The following is a 17,436-nucleotide window of genomic DNA, read 5'->3' as shown; positions in this document are numbered from 1 at the left end:
AATGGAGCATCTTTGTTATCAATATAAATATGACGGTAGAAACAGGCTTGTAGAAAAGAAACTTCCGGGGAAAGGCTTGGAACAAATGGTTTACAATAAAAAAGATCAGGTTATTCTATACAGGGACACCGTGCTCAAAAATGGAATTGCCAATTTTTCAGCTGATCAGTCATGGATGTTTACCAAATATGACCACTTTGGAAGAGTCGTCTATACAGGGATTACCAGGGATACCAATCCAAGAAATACCATACAGAATACAATTGATACTCAACCTGCCGATACTTTTGAAACCCGCGGTGGAAGCCTTACGCTGAATGGGGTTAGTATTGAATACGGAAACACTGCTTATCCTACAGCCATTGATAAGCTTCTTACCGTTAATTATTATGATACTTATCCTCAGGAAGCTCCAGTAGTGAGTACCGTTTTAGGAAAGGAAGTATTGCCACAGACAACACAGAATTCAATGGTAAGTACTAAAAGTTTCGCAACGGCTTCTTATGTTAAGAATATCGAAAATGACGGCTGGACAAAATCATATACCTACTATGATAAAAAAGGAAGGGCACTCGCTACTCATTCTTTTAATCATCTGGGAGGATATACGAAAACCGAAAGCTTTTTGAAATTTTCAGGAGTTCCGGAATATAGTCTCATTGAGCATAAAAGGTCGGCTAATGATACCAAAGTAAACATCAAGGAAACCTTTGAATATGATCACCAGGAAAGACTGGTAAGACATTGGAACCAGGTCAATGGAGGTGCTCAGGAGCTTCTATCGGAAAACCTTTATAATGATCTGGGACAATTACAGACTAAGAATGTAGGAAATACCACAGGCAGCCCGCTGCAGAGTATAAAGTATGCCTACAATATAAGAGGCTGGATGACGAAACTTAATGATCCTGCCAATTTGCAGAATAAACTTTTTGCTTACGAGCTGCGCTATAACAACCCAAACAATCAGTTTTCAGGTTCGGCAAGATATAATGGAAATATTTCCCAAATGTCATGGATTACTCAAAATGATGCGGTATTGAGAAACTACTCTTATGAATATGATCCTCTTAACCGACTTAAAGAAGGACGTTTCTGGGACGCTATGAATTTAGAAAGAGGAGAATACCACGAGCAGCTTACCTATGATCTTAACGGAAATATAAAAAGCCTTTTAAGAAGAGGGAAACAGCTTCCAGGGTATACAGCACCTGAAGTAATGGACAATCTGGAATACCATTACGAGAATGGGGAACAGAGTAATAAGTTGTCATATCTTAAAGAAATTGGAACCGGAAATGCCATAAGCGGATATCCATTAGCATCAGGAAGTACGGGAAGTACTATTAGTTATGATGTCAACGGAAATATGACCACCGAATTAGATAAAGGGATTTCCTCCATCCAATATAATTATCTAAATTTACCTGGAAAGATTACCCAAAACTCCAAAGTAACCGATTATACTTACAGAGCAGATGGAGTGAAAGTAAGAAAGGTTTTCGGAACAGAAACAACCGATTATCTGGATGGCTTCCAGTATACTGATTCAGTATTAAAGTTTTTCCCAACAGCAGAAGGGTATTTCAATGTTGAGACCGGAAAGTATGTGTATAATTATACAGATCACCTTGGAAATACAAGATTGAGCTATGCTAAAAATGGAGGAGGAACAGAGATCATTGAAGAGAGTAATTATTATCCGTTTGGATTGAAACATGAAGGGTATAATATATTAACTGGAAATCCTATATATAAATACAAGTACAGCGGTAAGGAGCTTCAGGAAAGTGGGATGTATGACTATGGAGCTAGAATGTATATGCCGGATTTGGGTAGATGGGGTGTGATAGACCCAGCAGCTGAATTAGGAAGAAGATTTTCTCCATATAATTATGCTTTTGACAATCCGATAATGTTTATCGATCCTGATGGAATGTGGCCATGGCCAACGTGGAAACAGGTTAAGAGTTTTGCTGGTGGATTTGCGAGAGGTGCAGGAAATGCAATGAAAGGTATTGCATCAACAGGTGTAAAATATAATCCTGTTACAATGTCTTATTCTGGGATGATAGATACATATTATGCGGGTAAGAGAGTTTATGGATCATATGAAAAAGGAGGTGCAAAAGCTGCTGCAAGAGAGGCTGGAAATATTTTATATGAAAGTACCGGAGCAAAAGCAATTGTAAGTACAGCAAAAGGTGTAGCAAAAGGAGATCCTGAAGCAATTGGTTCTGCCGCGGTTATTGTGGCAAGTGGTAAGGCTCTTTCTAAAGCAGGTGGTATGAAAACAGCAGCCGTTGCGGAAGTTGAAACATCGGCCAGTTCTTTAAGTGGATCTCAACTTTCCAAATCACAACAAAAGTCTATCGTTGGAGGAGGAGGAGCTCAAAGAGCAGCTCAATATTCTTCTCAATGGGAAAATGCTAGTTTATCAGAAATGATACAAAAAATTGCTCCCGAATCACAAGGAACAACAACAGCTACAGGAAAAACTATTTATAATAATTCCGAAACAGGGTTACAAGTTGTTTATGATAATGCTGGAGATTATTTTAGAATAGAAGATACAAATTTATCTGGAAGAAGAACATATCTAGATTTGGATGGAAACCTACCTAACAATAAAACGGTAAACGGGAGACAACAGGGAAGAAGCCAAAATGAATATAATCAAGTAACCCATTTTAATAATATTGATTAAATATGTCAAAAAAAATTATTGTTCCAAAGAATAAAGAAGCTGAAATTGCGCTGGATTACGATACAGCAAGCCCAGAGCAGATTGTAGAATTAAGTATAACAAATGATGAATTTAAGGAATTATGGAATAGTGGTGTCTTTATTCTAATTAATAAAATATCAAATAGTAATATTGATGATTTTGAAGATGAGCATATTACAAATTTAGATTCTATACATAATTCATTGAATGAATTAAAAAAAAGTTATAATAGTTCAGATAAAATTAATAGAATGTTTGAATTGGCTTTATCATATGAAACCAGTATACATTTTTATTTTTAGCCCGTACTACGCAAAGTCTGTGACTTTGAGTTGATACAATAATAAGCCACTGCGTAAGCAGTGGTTTTTACATGTACAAACAAGGTGTAATATTTGTACTTCTCCATCCAGTATAATTATCTAAATTTACCAAGCAAGACTACCAAAAACTCCAAAGTAACCGATTATATTTACAGAGCAGACGGAGTCAAGATAAAAAAGGTTTTCGGAACAGAAACAACCGATTATCTGGACGGTTTTCAGTATGAAAATTCTACATTGAAGTTCTTTCCAACAGCAGAAGGGTATTTTAATGTTGAAACTGGAAAGTATGCATATAACTATACTGACCACCTTGGAAATGTTAGAATAAGTTATGCTAAAAATGGAGCAGGAACAGAGATAATTGAAGAGAGTAATTATTATCCGTTTGGATTAAAGTATAAGGGTACAATATATTAACTGGAAATCCTGCGTATAAATACAACTACAATGGTAAGGAGCTTCAGAAAAGTGGGATGTATGATTATCGATCGAGGAGCAATAAAAAATCCTACTGGCCCCACGCCTTCATAAATAAAAAGAATGAATAGGTTATATAAAGCAGGAAGGTTAAATAATAAGAATATAATACCAAGTGAGCAACGATGAAAAATATTAAAAGAATTATAATTTGTACATTGATCTTGATGGTTTCTTGTAAAGGAAAAAAAACTTTAATTGAGAAAGAAATAGCATATTCAAATTTATCCGAACCTAGTGAAAATATATATGTAGAACTATTATCATACTATCCAGCTAAAAATAAAAATCAATCAAATTTTATATAGTAAAGAATATTTATGATAATAAAGATACTTTATTTATTGTTGATAAAGACAATTTTCCAATTCCTGATTTTATAAAGAAGTATGAAGGTGTTGAGAAAACAGCTATAATATTAAGAAAAGGCGAGATGAAGAGTAAGACAAAGTATTTAGTCAATATATCAGAAAATGATAATTTAAAAAATAAAAAAATATATTTAGGAGAACTTATCAGATTGATAGATTAAAGAATAATTTCATATAAAATACTAGTAATGACATATCTTCGCTCATGTCCAAAAATAAAACGAAAAAACCACTGCTCTAGCAGTGGTTTTTATTCTTTTGTCTGTTATTTTCCAAGCAGCTTTTCCAGCCTACTCATCATTTCATCCTTTTCTTTCAACATTCGTTCATACAAAGCGATTTTTTCTTCGTGAAGCTGAACAATTTTATCAATAGGATTAATATTTTGGACTTCAATTCTATTATTAAACATTGCATTATCTGAAAAAGTGCAAGAAATTAGATTCACAGCTTGTTCCTCGTCAAAATTTTGAAAAGCTTCTACAGGAATTTTCAGTACTTCGGATATTTTTTCTAGCAGTTGGTTTTCAATGATTTCTTTTTGTTCAAGTAAAGAAATCTTTTTTTGGTTCCAGTCCTCGCCTAAATCATGAGCTAATGCTTCCTGCTTTATTCCCAGCATTTCTCTAAAACGTTTTACATTTCTTCCCTGATGTATTTTGTAGTCCATTCTTAATCAATTTGTGAAGATTCAAAGATAATACATTCTGTAAAGTAAAGGTTAAAAAATGTCCGGTAAAATATTCCTGTTCTACTTATTAAAGTGTCGGGAACTATTTTATAAAGTGTCTTCAATAGCTTCGGAAGTGCTTTCGGTCACTCCAGTAAGTCTCTGCAGCCGCTCATTAATTTGCTGTAACCATTTCGTAAACTGCCTCCAGCCACTATCACAAGCCCCTCCAGCTACTATCACAAGCCTCTCTAACCCCTTCACCAAGGGGCTATACCCACTTCGGAAGTGCCTCCAGACCCTTAGTTAACCGTCTCTAGCCCGTTCCATAAGTCCCTTTACCCCCTTATCAAAGTGGTTAGAGGCTCTTCCGAACCCCCTCCAGCCCGTTATGTAACTGGGTATACCCCCTTACCTAAGGGGGTAGAGGGGGTTAGTGAAGGGGGTATAGAATGTTGTGAAAGTAGCAGGTGATCGTATTTCCTGATAGACTTTAAATAAGAACTCCGCTGCAATTAATTGCAGCGGAGTTCTTTATATTTTCAAAAGCTTATTCATCATCTCTTTCTCCTAAAGATTCTTTCAGCTTGATCAGTTCAGCTTTTACAAATTCCAGGCGGTCGATCAGGGTGATGGTGTCGGAAATTTTACTGTTTGTGGTCAGGGCGATGCGGGCTCCGTCCAGGGTATATCCTTTTTCTTTTACAAGGTGATAGATCATCTGAAGGTTTTTGATGTCTTCAGGAGTGAAATATCGGTTACCTTTTCTGTTCTTTTTAGGCTTGATAATAGGGAATTCCTGTTCCCAGTAACGTATTAATGAAGTGTTTACATCGAATGCTTTAGCCACTTCTCCTATAGAATAATACAGTTTATCAGGTAAATTTATTTTCATTTTACAACTCCTAAACTTCAAAGATAAAAATTTTTTAAAGTTTTACCCAAATATATTGTAAAAAGTGCAGTATGACTTTCATTTCAACAGACGGAAGTATTTTATTCATGAATACGTGATAAAAAAATAGAATAAATCTGATTTTTTAATATCTTAGACGAACAAACCCAAATTAGAATGATATGAAACATTATTTCTTTATTTTCTCACTGATGATTCCTTTTCTAGGATTTTCACAGTGGACAAGAACTGAGGTCAGGTCTCAGAAAGTTAAAAAATCACAGGAAAAATTAGAATTTTCCGGGTTGTATGCGCTAAATGCAGATCAACTCAAACAGACATTGAAAAATGCACCAGTCCGTTTTTCAAGCGAAAAAGGAGTGGTCATTTCCCTTCCCGCAGCCAATGGAAAGCTGGAAAAATTTCAGGTTTGGGAATATTCAAACATGGCTCCTGAATTACAGGCGAAGTTTCCGGATATCAAATCTTATGTGGGGACAGGGTTGGAAGATCCTTCTGTATATGTAAGGTTCAGTCTTTCTCCAGTTGGTTTTTCTTCCATGATAACCAGATCGGGAATCTCAGAGTTTATCGAACCATACACGGAAGACAGAGCTGTATATGCCGTTTTTGATTCCAACTCGAGAAGAGGGCAGGAAAAAGAGCCTTTTGAGTGTGCTACACCCAATAAACCAGAAACAAAAAACTCCGGAAAAAAAAACAATGCTGCCAATAAAAAAATGGCGGGTTTTAATGTTTTCAGACTTGCCATTACCTGTACAAATGAATATGCGCAGTATCATCTTACTGCAGCAGGAACGCCTTCTGGAGCAACAGATGCACAAAAGAAAGCTGTTGTTTTAGCAGCAATGAATACAACATTGACACGTCTGAACGGTGTATTTGAAAAAGACCTTTCCCTTCATTTTAATCTGGTAGCGAATAATGATGCCGTAATTTATGTTAATTCGGCTGCACCTGGTTATCCTTATACTGCATCTGGAGAACAAAACCAGGCAGGACAGACAGCTATTACCAATCTTATCGGGGCTGCCAATTATGATATGGGACATATTTTTGACCGTGAAGACGGAAACGGATATGCGCCAGGGGATATCTGTGATGATGCCACAAAAGCAATGGGATGGACAGCAAGCAATTATCCGGAAGGAGATAATTTTGACATCGACTATGTGGCTCACGAAATGGGACATCAGTTAGGAGCTAACCATACATTCAGTTACAGTACTGCATCTGGTAACCTGGCATCATTGGTGGAGCCGGGTAGTGGTTCTACGATTATGGCCTATACCGGAATTACAAGTAACTATGACGTGCAGTTTAATTCCAATGATTATTTTCATGGATTTAGTGTACAGGAGATTAAAAACAATATAAACAGTGTGGCCTGTGGTACAAATACTCCTTTTGCAAATCCTGCTCCATCCATCGATGCCGGAGCAGATTATGTGATTCCAAAATCTACTGCATTTGTACTTAAAGGAACTTCCACAGATGCCAACACAGCGCCTTATAGCTATACATGGGAACAAATGGATTCAGGTTCAGCCCAGACAGGGAACAATTCTATTCCTTATCTGAACAAGCCAACGGGGCCTACCTTCAGATCTATAAGCCCTGTAAACACTCCGGTAAGATATTTCCCGGACTTCAATAAAGTATTGGCAGGTGTTCTTACTACAAAATGGGAAACTGTTTCAGGGGTAGGAAGAAATCTTAATTTCGCACTGACAGTGAGAAATAATAGTATTGCTGCGCCTCAAACCAGCAAAGATGCAATGATGATCACGGTAAATAATGCTTCCGGGCCATTTAAAGTGACTGCTCCTGCATTTGGACAGTCTGCCACTTCAGGATCAGCAGTGAATGTAACCTGGGATGTAGCCAATACGACTCAAGCTCCTGTAAGCACGGCTAATGTAAATATTAAACTGTCTACAGATGGTGGGCAGACTTTTACTACTATTGCTGCGAATACTGCTAACGATGGAAGTGAGCAGGTTACAATTCCGGCAGGATCTACTGCTACGAATGCCTATATTTTGGTAGAAGCTGTAGGGAATATCTATTATGCGGTAAGCCCTAGCTTTGTGATTGATTATGCAATAGAAGGAGAAAACTGTACTACCTATACTTATGGAGGTCCGGCAGTTCCTATTACGGATGGTCCTGGAGGAAATGCTGCTATTGCATCGCCTATGGTTTCGGCACCTATGACCGTTAATAATACCGGAATTATTACAAAAATTAAAGTGACTCCTTCCGTTACCCATACCTATGTAAGTGATGTTTCATTGGGAATAGAAGGGCCTCTGGGAACTTCTGCCTTGATATGGCACAGACAATGCGGTTCTCAGGATAATATAACGGCAACATTCAGTGATACTGGAAGTGCTGTTGCTTGTGCTACTCCAATTCAAGGGGAAGTAAAATCTAACGAATCATTGGGTATTTTTGTAGGACATCCTGCACAGGGACAGTGGAAACTATTCGCTTCCGATAACTATACAGGGGATACAGGAACGATCAATGGATGGACGCTTCAGGTATGTACCCGTCAGACACAGTCATTAGGAATTAAAGAGTCAAATTCTCCATTGGCAGATGATATTAAAATTTATCCTAATCCAAGTGATGGTAATTTCTTTATTAAATCTCAAAATATAAAAGGAGATGTTAAAGTCAATATGTTTGATTCGAGTGGAAGATTAATCTATTCTTCAGCGTATAAGAGCGAGGGAAATAATACAAAAGAGTTTAATGTAAATGTACCTAAAGGAGTATATGTGATCAGCATCAATTCTTCAAAAGGAGTCTACAACAGCAAGCTCATCATAAAATAAAACAGCTTAGTTATAACAGATAATAAGGATCGGTCTCTACCGGTCCTTTTTTTGTCTAAATTTGTGGATCTTTACGATGTATATAAATATAAGTGATGAATCCAATCTCAGTTCTTCATATCAATCTTTTCCAGGCAGGTAAAAATACTTCAGATTTTTATTTTAACACGATGAAGAATCATTTGGTGGTGGGACATCGTCACATAGAAAAGCCTCACAGACATGATTTCTATGCAACCGTTCTGTTTACCAAAGGAGTAGGCGTGCATGAGATCGATTTTCAGAAATATGAAGTTTCCGAAGGAAGTCTCTTTTTTCTGTCACCCGGGCAGATTCATAGCTGGGAGCTTTCGGAAGATATAGAAGGTTATATTTTCTTTTGTTCTCAAGAATTTTATGAAATGCATTATGTAAATCAGAAGCTCAAGAATTTTCCCTTTTTTGGATCGGTATCTTTCCCCAGAAAACTTCAGCTGGATACTTTGGAGTTAAAGAAAAATATTAAATTATTTCAGGAACTTGGGAAAGAGCACCAGGCTAAAAATTTGATGAAAGAAGGTCTTATCCTGTCACTCATGTCACAGATTTTCATCAATGCTACAAGATTGTTTTCAAGAGATTTTGATACGTTGGCTTCTGCTGCAGGACTTTCTTATTTTAAACATTATCAGGATTTTGAAAACCTGATTGAGCAAGATTTTACCTCCCACAAATCCATTGCCTATTATTCTTCTTTATTGGGGATTTCATCTAAGCATCTGAACAGAATCGTACAGACTGTTGTCCAAAAAACAGCTACCGATGTTATTACAGAAAGAGTTGTATTGGAAGCCAAAAGAATGTTGATGTACCTGGATGAAAGCCTGGTTGAAATTGCTTTCAGGCTGGGATATGAAGAATATTCTTACTTTGTAAGAGTCTTCCGGAAAAGCTCCGGAATGACTCCCACTCAGTTTATGAGGAAATATAAAGCTTAATGAGTTTAAAGTTTAAAATTCAAAGTTTATAGTTTATCAGGATAATAGAATGGGGGCGAGATTATTGTAAACCACCCCGTCAAAAATTCTTTGAATTTTCGCCACCCCTCCAGAGGAGGGGAATGATGGAAATATCAACTACTTTTCCTAATCCCTAATCCCTAATCCCTAATCCCTAATCCCTGCTACCTTATATCTATAACCCGCAACCTATTACCTGTCATCTGCACCTAAAGAGCCAGCTTAAACGGTCCTTCAAAAGTAGTCTCAAACGAATCTATCAGTTTTCCTTTCTCATCGAAAACACCGATAACCATATTTTGTTTGGAGAGCTTAATGTCTTCTTCAGGGAAAGAAATATTAATGTTTCCTTTCAGGATCTGGTCGCCTTTCAAGATGATTTTTTCAGAACCGAAATAAGTGATTTCAGCATTTGTCGGAGTGATTACTTTGATGTTCAGGGTTTTCTTTTCATTCGATTTATTCAGAAGGGTATAGATAAAGGTATTGGTGATTTTACCATTTTTAACGAAAAATGTAGAACCTGCAGGTTTGATGAATTTGGCTTCCATAGAACCACGATCATACATTAAGAATCCAAGGAAACCAATCAGCAATGCCAGAATAATAGTGGTAGCTTTCATTCTTGGAGTAAATTTGAACGTTTCACCGTTTTCAATTTCTGATTCTGTAGCATAACGAACCAGCCCTTTAGGTAAGCCAACTTTTTCCATTACCTCATCACATGCGTCGATACATGCTGTACAGTTCACGCACTCCAGTTGCTGTCCGTGTCTGATGTCAATTCCTGTAGGACATACTACCACACATTGATTACAGTCGATACAATCTCCTTTTCCGGCTGCTTTTCTATCTTCATTATTTCTCCATTTTGCACGGCCTTCCCCTCTTTTAAAATCATAATATACATTGATAGTCTGTTTGTCAATCAATACTCCCTGAAGCCTTCCATAAGGGCATACCAAAGTACAAACCTGCTCACGAAGCCATGCAAAAACAAAATAGAAGGTCATTGTAAAAAATATCATAGCGGTAAACTTCAACGAGTTTCCTTCAGGGCCTTCACTCATAATACGGAAAACCTCTTTATATCCCACGATATACATGAACATAAAGTGAGAAATGATAAGTGAAATTAAAAGGAAAACGGACCATTTCGTCAGCCTTTTTCGGATTTTCTCTGCATCCCATACCTGTCTGTCGAGCTTCATCTGCTTATTTCGGTCTCCTTCGATCCAGTATTCTATTTTACGGAAAATCATTTCCATAAAAAGGGTTTGAGGGCACAGCCAGCCACAGAATATCCTTCCGAAAACCACAGTAAACAGCATTACGAAAATGACAGACGTTACTGCTCCTAAGGCAAGGATGAAAAAGTCCTGCAGGTAAAATGACTGCCCAACGATAAAGAATTTCCCGTCGATGACATTAATGAGAAGAAAAGGATTATTGTTGATGGTTACAAATGGCAATCCGAAAAATAAAGCAAGGAGAAAGTAACTGGTATAATTCCTGTAATTGGTATACTTTCCTTTAGGCTTTCTTGGGAAAATCCACTTTCTCTTTCCGGTTTCATCCATGGTTCCCACTGAATTTCTGAAATCTTCATTTTCAATTTCCAAGGACTTGATGTTGTTGGACTCTATGCTCATTGTTGTATGCTATAAAAGTATTTTTGTGCTATTTTCATCCAGATCTATCTGTATTTTCAGAATGATTTTTTCATGAAAAAAAGTGATCGATCTTGTTACTGCAAAGCTCCGGATTATATCCTTTTACTACTAATATGATCTACTTCCAAAATAGGACAATTGAGACATTTTGTATTGGTGATTTTTATTGTGTCAAAATGAGAAAATATTTTGAAACCTGTTAGTCATATTGTAAATTGCGGTTTTAAAAGTGAAGCATGAAGAATATATTTAAAATAAGCATGATTGGTTTGGTTTTCGCATTGGTAAACTGTCAATCAGTAAATTATAGTAAAATGTTTTATGAAGGAGTAAAGCCGGAAATGGTTTCTGACAAGTTCAGTTTCACAGAAGGGCCATCAGCAGATCAAGAGGGGAATGTCTATTTTACCGATCAACCCAATGATAAAATTTATTATTGGAGTTGGAAAACCAATCAAATCATAGAATTTTTAGATAGGACGGGGAGAGCAAACGGAACACACTTTGACAAAGATGGATATTTAATTACCTGTTCGGATGATCAGGGAGAAATCTGGAAGATCTCAAAAGATAAAAAAGTAGAAGTTCTGCTCAAAGGTTTTGAAGGAAAAAGACTGAACGGGCCGAATGATGTCTGGAATGATGCTGCCGGAGGAATGTATTTTACAGATCCTTTATATGAAAGAGATTATTGGATTGGTTTTAAACAGGAGCTTTCCCATAAAAGTCTTTACTACAGAAATAAAGAAGGAAAAGTGACCAAGCTGGATACCTTTACACAGCCTAATGGAATTGTAGGAAGTGAAAGACTAAAGAAGTTATACCTTTCAGATATTGATGCCGGAAAAACGTATGTGTATGATATATTAAGTGACGGAAAACTGTCTGAGAAAAAACTTTTCTGTGAAATGGGTTCAGACGGAATGGAACTGGATAAGCATGGAAATCTTTATTTAACAGGAGATGGAGTACATGTTTTTAACCGCTTAGGCAAGAAGATCTACCATATTTCTATTCCTGAAAAATGGACTTCCAATGTAACGTTTGGAGGAAAAAACAATGATATACTCTTCATTACCGCTTCAAAATCTGTGTATACTTTCCCTACCAGAGTAAGAGGGATAAAATAATATAACGAATTTCTTTATACAAAAATAGCTCTGAAGTTGATAAAAACTTCAGAGCTATTTTTTGTTATGGTATTGAAACCACCCCACAAAAGGAGTAGGATTTTCGAATGCTTCAATGCTATGTCTTTGAAATTGTTGTGGCTTTAAAGCTTAATAAGCAACCTCCATTTTTACTTTTTTCCCTTTTAGTTTTTCGTTCTGAAGTGTTTTTAAAAGAGTATTTACTTTATTCCTTGAAACAGCAACATAGGATGTGGTATCTTTTACTTCGATAATCCCGACATCTTCTTTTTGCAGCTGTCCTTTTTTGAGTAAGTAGCCTACAATATCCACCTTATTGACTTTGTCTTTTTTTCCTGCACTGATATAAACCGTCTGGAAAGGTGTTTTTTGCGGAACTTTAGTGAAACCGGCAACACTTTCTTCAGGCGTATTATTTTTAATGAATGGGAAATTTTCATCCTCTGTCATGATCAGATATACAAAACCTTTGGCGTTCATTCTTGCAGTACGTCCGTTTCTGTGGATAAAAGCATCTTCTTTGGGAGGTAGTTGATAATGAACAATAGATTCTATCTCAGGAATATCAAGTCCACGGGCTGCAAGATCTGTTGTAATAAGGATTCTTGCAGAGTCATTTCTGAATTTAAGCAGAGCACGTTCTCTTTCATCCTGTTCCATACCGCCATGGAAGGTTTCCCTGTCGATTCCCATCTGATGAAGAAGCTCAGAGATACGGTCTACAGCTTCACGGTGATTACAGAAGATCAGGGTTCTCTTATTTCCGATTTTACAAATCAGATTGAAAAGAGTATCCAGTTTCTCCTCAGAAATAGTCATTACTTTTCTTAATTGAATATCCGGTTTTACTTCGTTTTCTTTAAGGAAACTAATTACTTTTTCATCTTTTAAACCTGTGAAAGCAGGAATTTCGTCCATCTCAGTTGCTGAGGTTAGAAGCCTTTGGGAAGTACCTTTCAATGAATTGATGATAAATTCCATATCATCATGAAAGCCTAGTTCCAGGGCCTTATCAAATTCATCAAGAACCAATGTTTTTATCGTTTTCGGATCAAAATTATCATTCCTTAGATGATAGGCCACTCTTCCCGGAGTTCCGATCAATACAGCAGGGGCTTCTATTAAATTATTAACCTCTATTTTTTTATCATGCCCGCCATAGCAAACAGAAACTTTAAAATCTGTTCCCATAGCTTTGAAAACCTGCTCAATCTGTAAAGCAAGCTCTCTGGCTGGAACCAATATCAAAGCCTGAACTCCCTGAACATTTTTTTTCAGATCCCGAAGAACGGGGAATAAAAAAGCAAGAGTCTTTCCAGATCCTGTAGGAGAGAGTAAAACAATGTCTGTATTGTTTTCAGACGCTTTATAAGTAGATTTCTGCATCTGATTCATGTCTTGAATCTGCAGTTTTTGATAAATTGATTCTAATTCCATGGTGCAAATTTAGAATAAAGGAATGGTTAAATGAAATAATCTATTTGTTTAGTCGCTTCATTATTTCATTTCCTCTTGTCAAAGTCACTGGATATGCTTCCTCGGGATTGCTGATTGATTTGGCATAAAATTCTTTCCCTGTTTTAGTATTTCCCTGCACAAGATTTATATAGCCTGATATTTCGTACATGAAATTCCGCAGCTTAAGATCTTTATTTTCGTGAGCAGATAAATAGCTCAGCAGTTTTTCAGCAGCGGCCAATCTGTTGTCTTTATACTTCTTTATATCATATCCCTGAGGTTTACTGAACCAATAGCCCCATTCACTGCCATTATCATGTTCATTCCATGAATATTTGATGAGCTGTAGAGCTGCTTCCAACAAAGCAGCATTCAATTTTTCATTTTTTGGCGATAGTTTCTCACTTTCTGCGATATAGTGATCAATGGTTGTATCTATACCTTTATCTTTCATTTCCTGGAAAATAGATTCTTTAAGATATAAAGAATGGTTCTTTGAGAAATTCTCATAAGCAAATGAAACGGGAAAATGATCGGCAAGATTTTCTACTCTGTATCCTTTCTTGAGTTCAGATTTCAGATCAATGGTATAAACTGTATTGTAATCGTGAAAAAGATAAACGTAAATAATTCCTTTTTTCAGATCATAGATGGCAGAATATAATGTGTTTAGTTCTCCTTCCTGATGCGTTTTATCCAGAATTTTCTTTAAAAACTCTACATTATTTTCTTTTGAAGCAGAAAGCATTTCAGTTGCCATTTCCGGTCTTAAGCAGGATAGTTTTCCGTTGATCATATTGCAGTTAGCATTCACTTGAAATTCGCCTGTTTTTTCAACAATCCCTTTCGGATTTACCATAATAGAATTACCTTCTTTATCTGCTATTAAAACTTTAGAAGATGAGACATAATCATACTTTTTTAATATAACCATGGCTTCTTTTACGGTTTTACATTTTCCTAATACCTCCCACATGATGTCTCCCGGATAGGGATTGGTAAGATTCAATTTGCTAAGGTCATAGTTGGCTGCTGTATAATCAAAGAATAACCCATACTCATTCATTGCTGCTGCTATCTGCATATCCGGAGCTCCGAAACAGACGGAGGCATAGCGGTCTTTAGTACTAGGATTATACCAGATTCTGGTGAAAGGTGTCGTGTCATCCTCATTGGCTGCTGCAAATACTTCACCTCCTCTGGAGCATGAGAATATGGTACAAGCTTTCATAGTAGATATACACCCTGACAAGCTGATTAAAATTAAAAGGAAATATTTTTGCATAATAAAGTTTTCATAGATATTGCTCTTTTGATTAATGAAATATGTTTTTGTTAAATCATATGTTGATGAATTTATATTCCGTTAAAAGATGGATAATCTAAATAAGTAGGGGATAGCTCCCCCAAAAAATTAAAGGCCAAAACCTGATGACGGTTGTCCAGTATCTTAGCTCTTGATTCCTGGTTCCTGTCTCTTTTAATAAAAATATATTGACAATCAGTTATTTAATGGATGTATTTGTGAAAGAAAACCTATTGTTTGTTTTAAATAAAATTCATATCTTTGCACCCACTTTTGTGGCGAAAAGGTTTGATGGGTAATTTACTTACAATTAATTACTTCCGTATTTTTTAATCCGCATTTATTCAAACCGTTAAAAAAGAAGGAATACAAATTTTATTAGAAAATGTCAAAAGAGACAAATTCAGCAGAGGTTATTTTAAACCAAAACGTAGCACCAGAACAATTTGATTGGGATTCATTCGAATCAGGTCTTGATGCAGATGCGAGAAAAGAAAAAAGCGACTTAGAAGAAATCTATAACGGATCTCTTAACAGCCTAAACGACAATGACGTTTTAGTTGGTAGAGTAGTAAGATTAACTGACAAAGAAGCTATCGTAGACATCAACTTTAAATCAGAAGGTGTTATTTCTCTTAACGAATTCCGTTACAACCAAGGCCTAAAAGTAGGTGATGAGGTAGAAGTAATGGTTGACAAAAGAGAAGACAAAACTGGTCAGTTACAATTATCTCACAGAAAAGCTAGAACGCTTAAAGCTTGGGATAAAGTAAACGAACTTCACGAAACTGGAGAAATCGTTAACGGTTTTGTTAAATCTAGAACTAAAGGTGGTATGATCGTTGACGTTCACGGAATCGAAGCATTCTTACCTGGTTCTCAAATTGACGTTAAGCCAATTAAAGATTACGATCAGTTCGTAGGAAAAACTATGGAGTTCAAAGTTGTGAAAATCAACCCTGAGTTCAAAAACGTAGTTGTATCTCACAAAGCATTGATCGAAGCAGATATCGAAGGTCAGAAAAAAGAAATCATCGCTCAACTTGAAAAAGGTCAGGTTCTTGAAGGTACTGTTAAGAATATTACTTCTTACGGTGTATTCATTGACTTAGGAGGTGTTGATGGATTGATCCACATTACAGACCTTTCTTGGTCTAGAGTGAACCACCCATCTGAAATCCTAGAGGACGGACAAACTGTAAAAGTTGTAATCCTTGATTTTGATGATGAGAAAACAAGAATCCAATTAGGTATGAAGCAATTAGAAGCTCATCCTTGGGATGCTCTTTCTGCTGACATGAAAGTTGGAGACAAAGTAAAAGGAAAAGTAGTAGTTCTTGCTGACTATGGTGCATTCGTTGAGATCGCTCCAGGTGTAGAAGGATTAATCCACGTTTCTGAAATGTCTTGGTCTACTCACTTAAGATCTGCTGGTGACTTTGTGAAAGTAGGTGATGAAGTAGAAGCTGAAGTATTAACTTTAGATAGAGAAGAAAGAAAAATTTCTCTTGGTATCAAGCAATTGTCTAAAGATCCATGGGAAAACATCGAAACTAAGTATCCTGTAGGATCTCAGCATGTAGGAACTGTAAGAAACTTCACTAACTTTGGTGTATTCGTAGAGTTAGAAGAAGGTATCGACGGATTAATCTACATCTCTGATCTTTCTTGGACTAAGAAAATCAAGCACCCATCTGAGTTCTGTGCAGTAGGTGATAAATTGAATGTTATAGTTCTTGAATTAGATATCCAAGCTAGAAGATTATCTCTAGGTCACAAGCAATTGACTGAAAACCCATGGGATAAATTCGAAACTAAATATGCTGAAGGAACTATCCACGCTGGTAAAGCGGTAGAAGTTCACGATAAAGGAGCTTCTGTTCAATTCGAAGATGCTGAAGTAGAAGCATTCTGCCCTTCAAGATTATTAGAGAAAGAAGATGGATCTAAAATCAAAAAAGGTGAAGATGCTCAATTCAAAGTAATCGAATTCAACAAAGAATTCAAGAGAGTGGTAGTATCTCACACAGGTACTTTCAGAGACGAAGAAAAGAAAAACGTAAAAGAAGCTTCTTCTAGAAACGTAAGTTCTTCTAACAACGAAGAAAGATCTACACTTGGAGACATCGATGCATTAGCAGAGTTGAAAAGAAAAATGGAAGAAGGTAAATAATCTTTGAACCATTCATAAATAAGGAGCCGCTCGTTTGAGCGGCTTTTTTTGTGCCTATATGAGCTACAATTTTATAAATAAATGATAATAAGATATTTTTAAGATATTAAAAGCGGAAAAAATGATGTTTATATTCATTAAAAATATTTAATAATAAATGCTTAGTTTGGTGAAATATTTAAATTAAAAATAGCTAAAAGTGCTTTAAATATAATGTGATAAACATAAACCCATTATGAGATTCTCTGTATTGAGAAATATGTAAAATGATTTTAAGTCGCGTTTTCTATTTGTATTTATTTATTATTAAATTTTGATTAAAAAAAATAATGAAGATTTGTGAATT

Annotated in this window: 12 protein-coding genes; 7 read left to right on the top strand and 5 right to left on the bottom strand. The window is 36.2% G+C overall.

Annotation, left to right across the window (positions count from 1 at the left end; translation table 11 throughout):
• Position 1 precedes the first annotated feature (1 nt).
• From LF886_RS17180 to LF886_RS17170, 3 genes are all read left to right on the top strand, one after another.
• Positions 2 to 2,707, top strand: a complete 2,706-nt coding sequence (locus LF886_RS17180) for an RHS repeat domain-containing protein (RefSeq protein ID WP_236850820.1) — start codon at positions 2 to 4, stop codon at positions 2,705 to 2,707.
• 2 nt (positions 2,708 to 2,709) lie between these two features.
• Positions 2,710 to 3,030 (top strand): hypothetical protein, encoded by a 321-nt coding sequence (locus tag LF886_RS17175; protein ID WP_236850819.1) that lies wholly within the window; start codon positions 2,710 to 2,712, stop codon positions 3,028 to 3,030.
• 93 nt (positions 3,031 to 3,123) lie between these two features.
• The gene (locus LF886_RS17170; protein WP_317207637.1) at positions 3,124 to 3,471 is read left to right on the top strand and encodes a hypothetical protein; all 348 of its coding nucleotides are present in this window, start codon (positions 3,124 to 3,126) and stop codon (positions 3,469 to 3,471) included.
• A gap of 696 nt (positions 3,472 to 4,167) precedes the next feature.
• Here LF886_RS17170 and LF886_RS17165 read toward each other — a convergent pair.
• Together LF886_RS17165 and LF886_RS17160 are read right to left on the bottom strand one after the other, a co-directional pair.
• The gene (locus LF886_RS17165; RefSeq protein WP_236850818.1) at positions 4,168 to 4,572 is read right to left on the bottom strand and encodes a helix-turn-helix domain-containing protein; all 405 of its coding nucleotides are present in this window, start codon (positions 4,570 to 4,572) and stop codon (positions 4,168 to 4,170) included.
• Between the two features lie 550 nt (positions 4,573 to 5,122).
• The gene (locus LF886_RS17160; RefSeq protein ID WP_236850817.1) at positions 5,123 to 5,467 is read right to left on the bottom strand and encodes a MerR family transcriptional regulator; all 345 of its coding nucleotides are present in this window, start codon (positions 5,465 to 5,467) and stop codon (positions 5,123 to 5,125) included.
• Between the two features lie 182 nt (positions 5,468 to 5,649).
• On the opposite strand from LF886_RS17160, the gene LF886_RS17155 reads away from it, so the two are divergent.
• Positions 5,650 to 8,331: a reprolysin-like metallopeptidase gene (locus tag LF886_RS17155; RefSeq protein WP_236850816.1), complete on the top strand. Its 2,682-nt coding sequence runs from the start codon at positions 5,650 to 5,652 to the stop codon at positions 8,329 to 8,331.
• A gap of 95 nt (positions 8,332 to 8,426) precedes the next feature.
• Positions 8,427 to 9,308 carry an AraC family transcriptional regulator gene (locus LF886_RS17150; RefSeq protein ID WP_236850815.1) on the top strand — a complete coding sequence of 294 codons (882 nt, stop codon included), beginning with the start codon at positions 8,427 to 8,429 and terminating at the stop codon, positions 9,306 to 9,308.
• 230 nt (positions 9,309 to 9,538) lie between these two features.
• On the opposite strand, the gene ccoG is transcribed toward LF886_RS17150, so the two are convergent.
• Positions 9,539 to 10,981, bottom strand: a complete 1,443-nt coding sequence (gene ccoG, locus LF886_RS17145; RefSeq protein WP_236850814.1) for a cytochrome c oxidase accessory protein CcoG — start codon at positions 10,979 to 10,981, stop codon at positions 9,539 to 9,541.
• A 257-nt stretch (positions 10,982 to 11,238) separates the two neighbouring features.
• Here ccoG and LF886_RS17140 point away from each other — a divergent pair, with 257 nt between their 5' ends.
• Positions 11,239 to 12,132, top strand: a complete 894-nt coding sequence (locus LF886_RS17140; protein ID WP_236850813.1) for an SMP-30/gluconolactonase/LRE family protein — start codon at positions 11,239 to 11,241, stop codon at positions 12,130 to 12,132.
• A 150-nt stretch (positions 12,133 to 12,282) separates the two neighbouring features.
• Here LF886_RS17140 and LF886_RS17135 read toward each other — a convergent pair whose 3' ends face one another.
• A complete protein-coding gene (locus LF886_RS17135) occupies positions 12,283 to 13,590 on the bottom strand; it encodes a DEAD/DEAH box helicase (protein WP_236850812.1) in 1,308 nt (435 codons plus the stop codon).
• 40 nt (positions 13,591 to 13,630) lie between these two features.
• The gene (locus tag LF886_RS17130) at positions 13,631 to 14,896 is read right to left on the bottom strand and encodes a carcinine hydrolase/isopenicillin-N N-acyltransferase family protein (RefSeq protein WP_236850811.1); all 1,266 of its coding nucleotides are present in this window, start codon (positions 14,894 to 14,896) and stop codon (positions 13,631 to 13,633) included.
• 406 nt (positions 14,897 to 15,302) lie between these two features.
• Between LF886_RS17130 and rpsA the strand changes: the two genes are divergently transcribed.
• On the top strand, positions 15,303 to 17,090 hold the full coding sequence (rpsA, locus tag LF886_RS17125; protein WP_236850810.1) for a 30S ribosomal protein S1: 1,788 nt from the start codon (positions 15,303 to 15,305) through the stop codon (positions 17,088 to 17,090).
• The last annotated feature ends 346 nt before the right edge of the window (positions 17,091 to 17,436 follow it).

Source organism: Chryseobacterium sp. MEBOG07 (assembly GCF_021869745.1).
GTDB lineage: Bacteria > Bacteroidota > Bacteroidia > Flavobacteriales > Weeksellaceae > Chryseobacterium > Chryseobacterium viscerum.
This window is presented reverse-complemented; position numbering and strand designations above follow the sequence as displayed.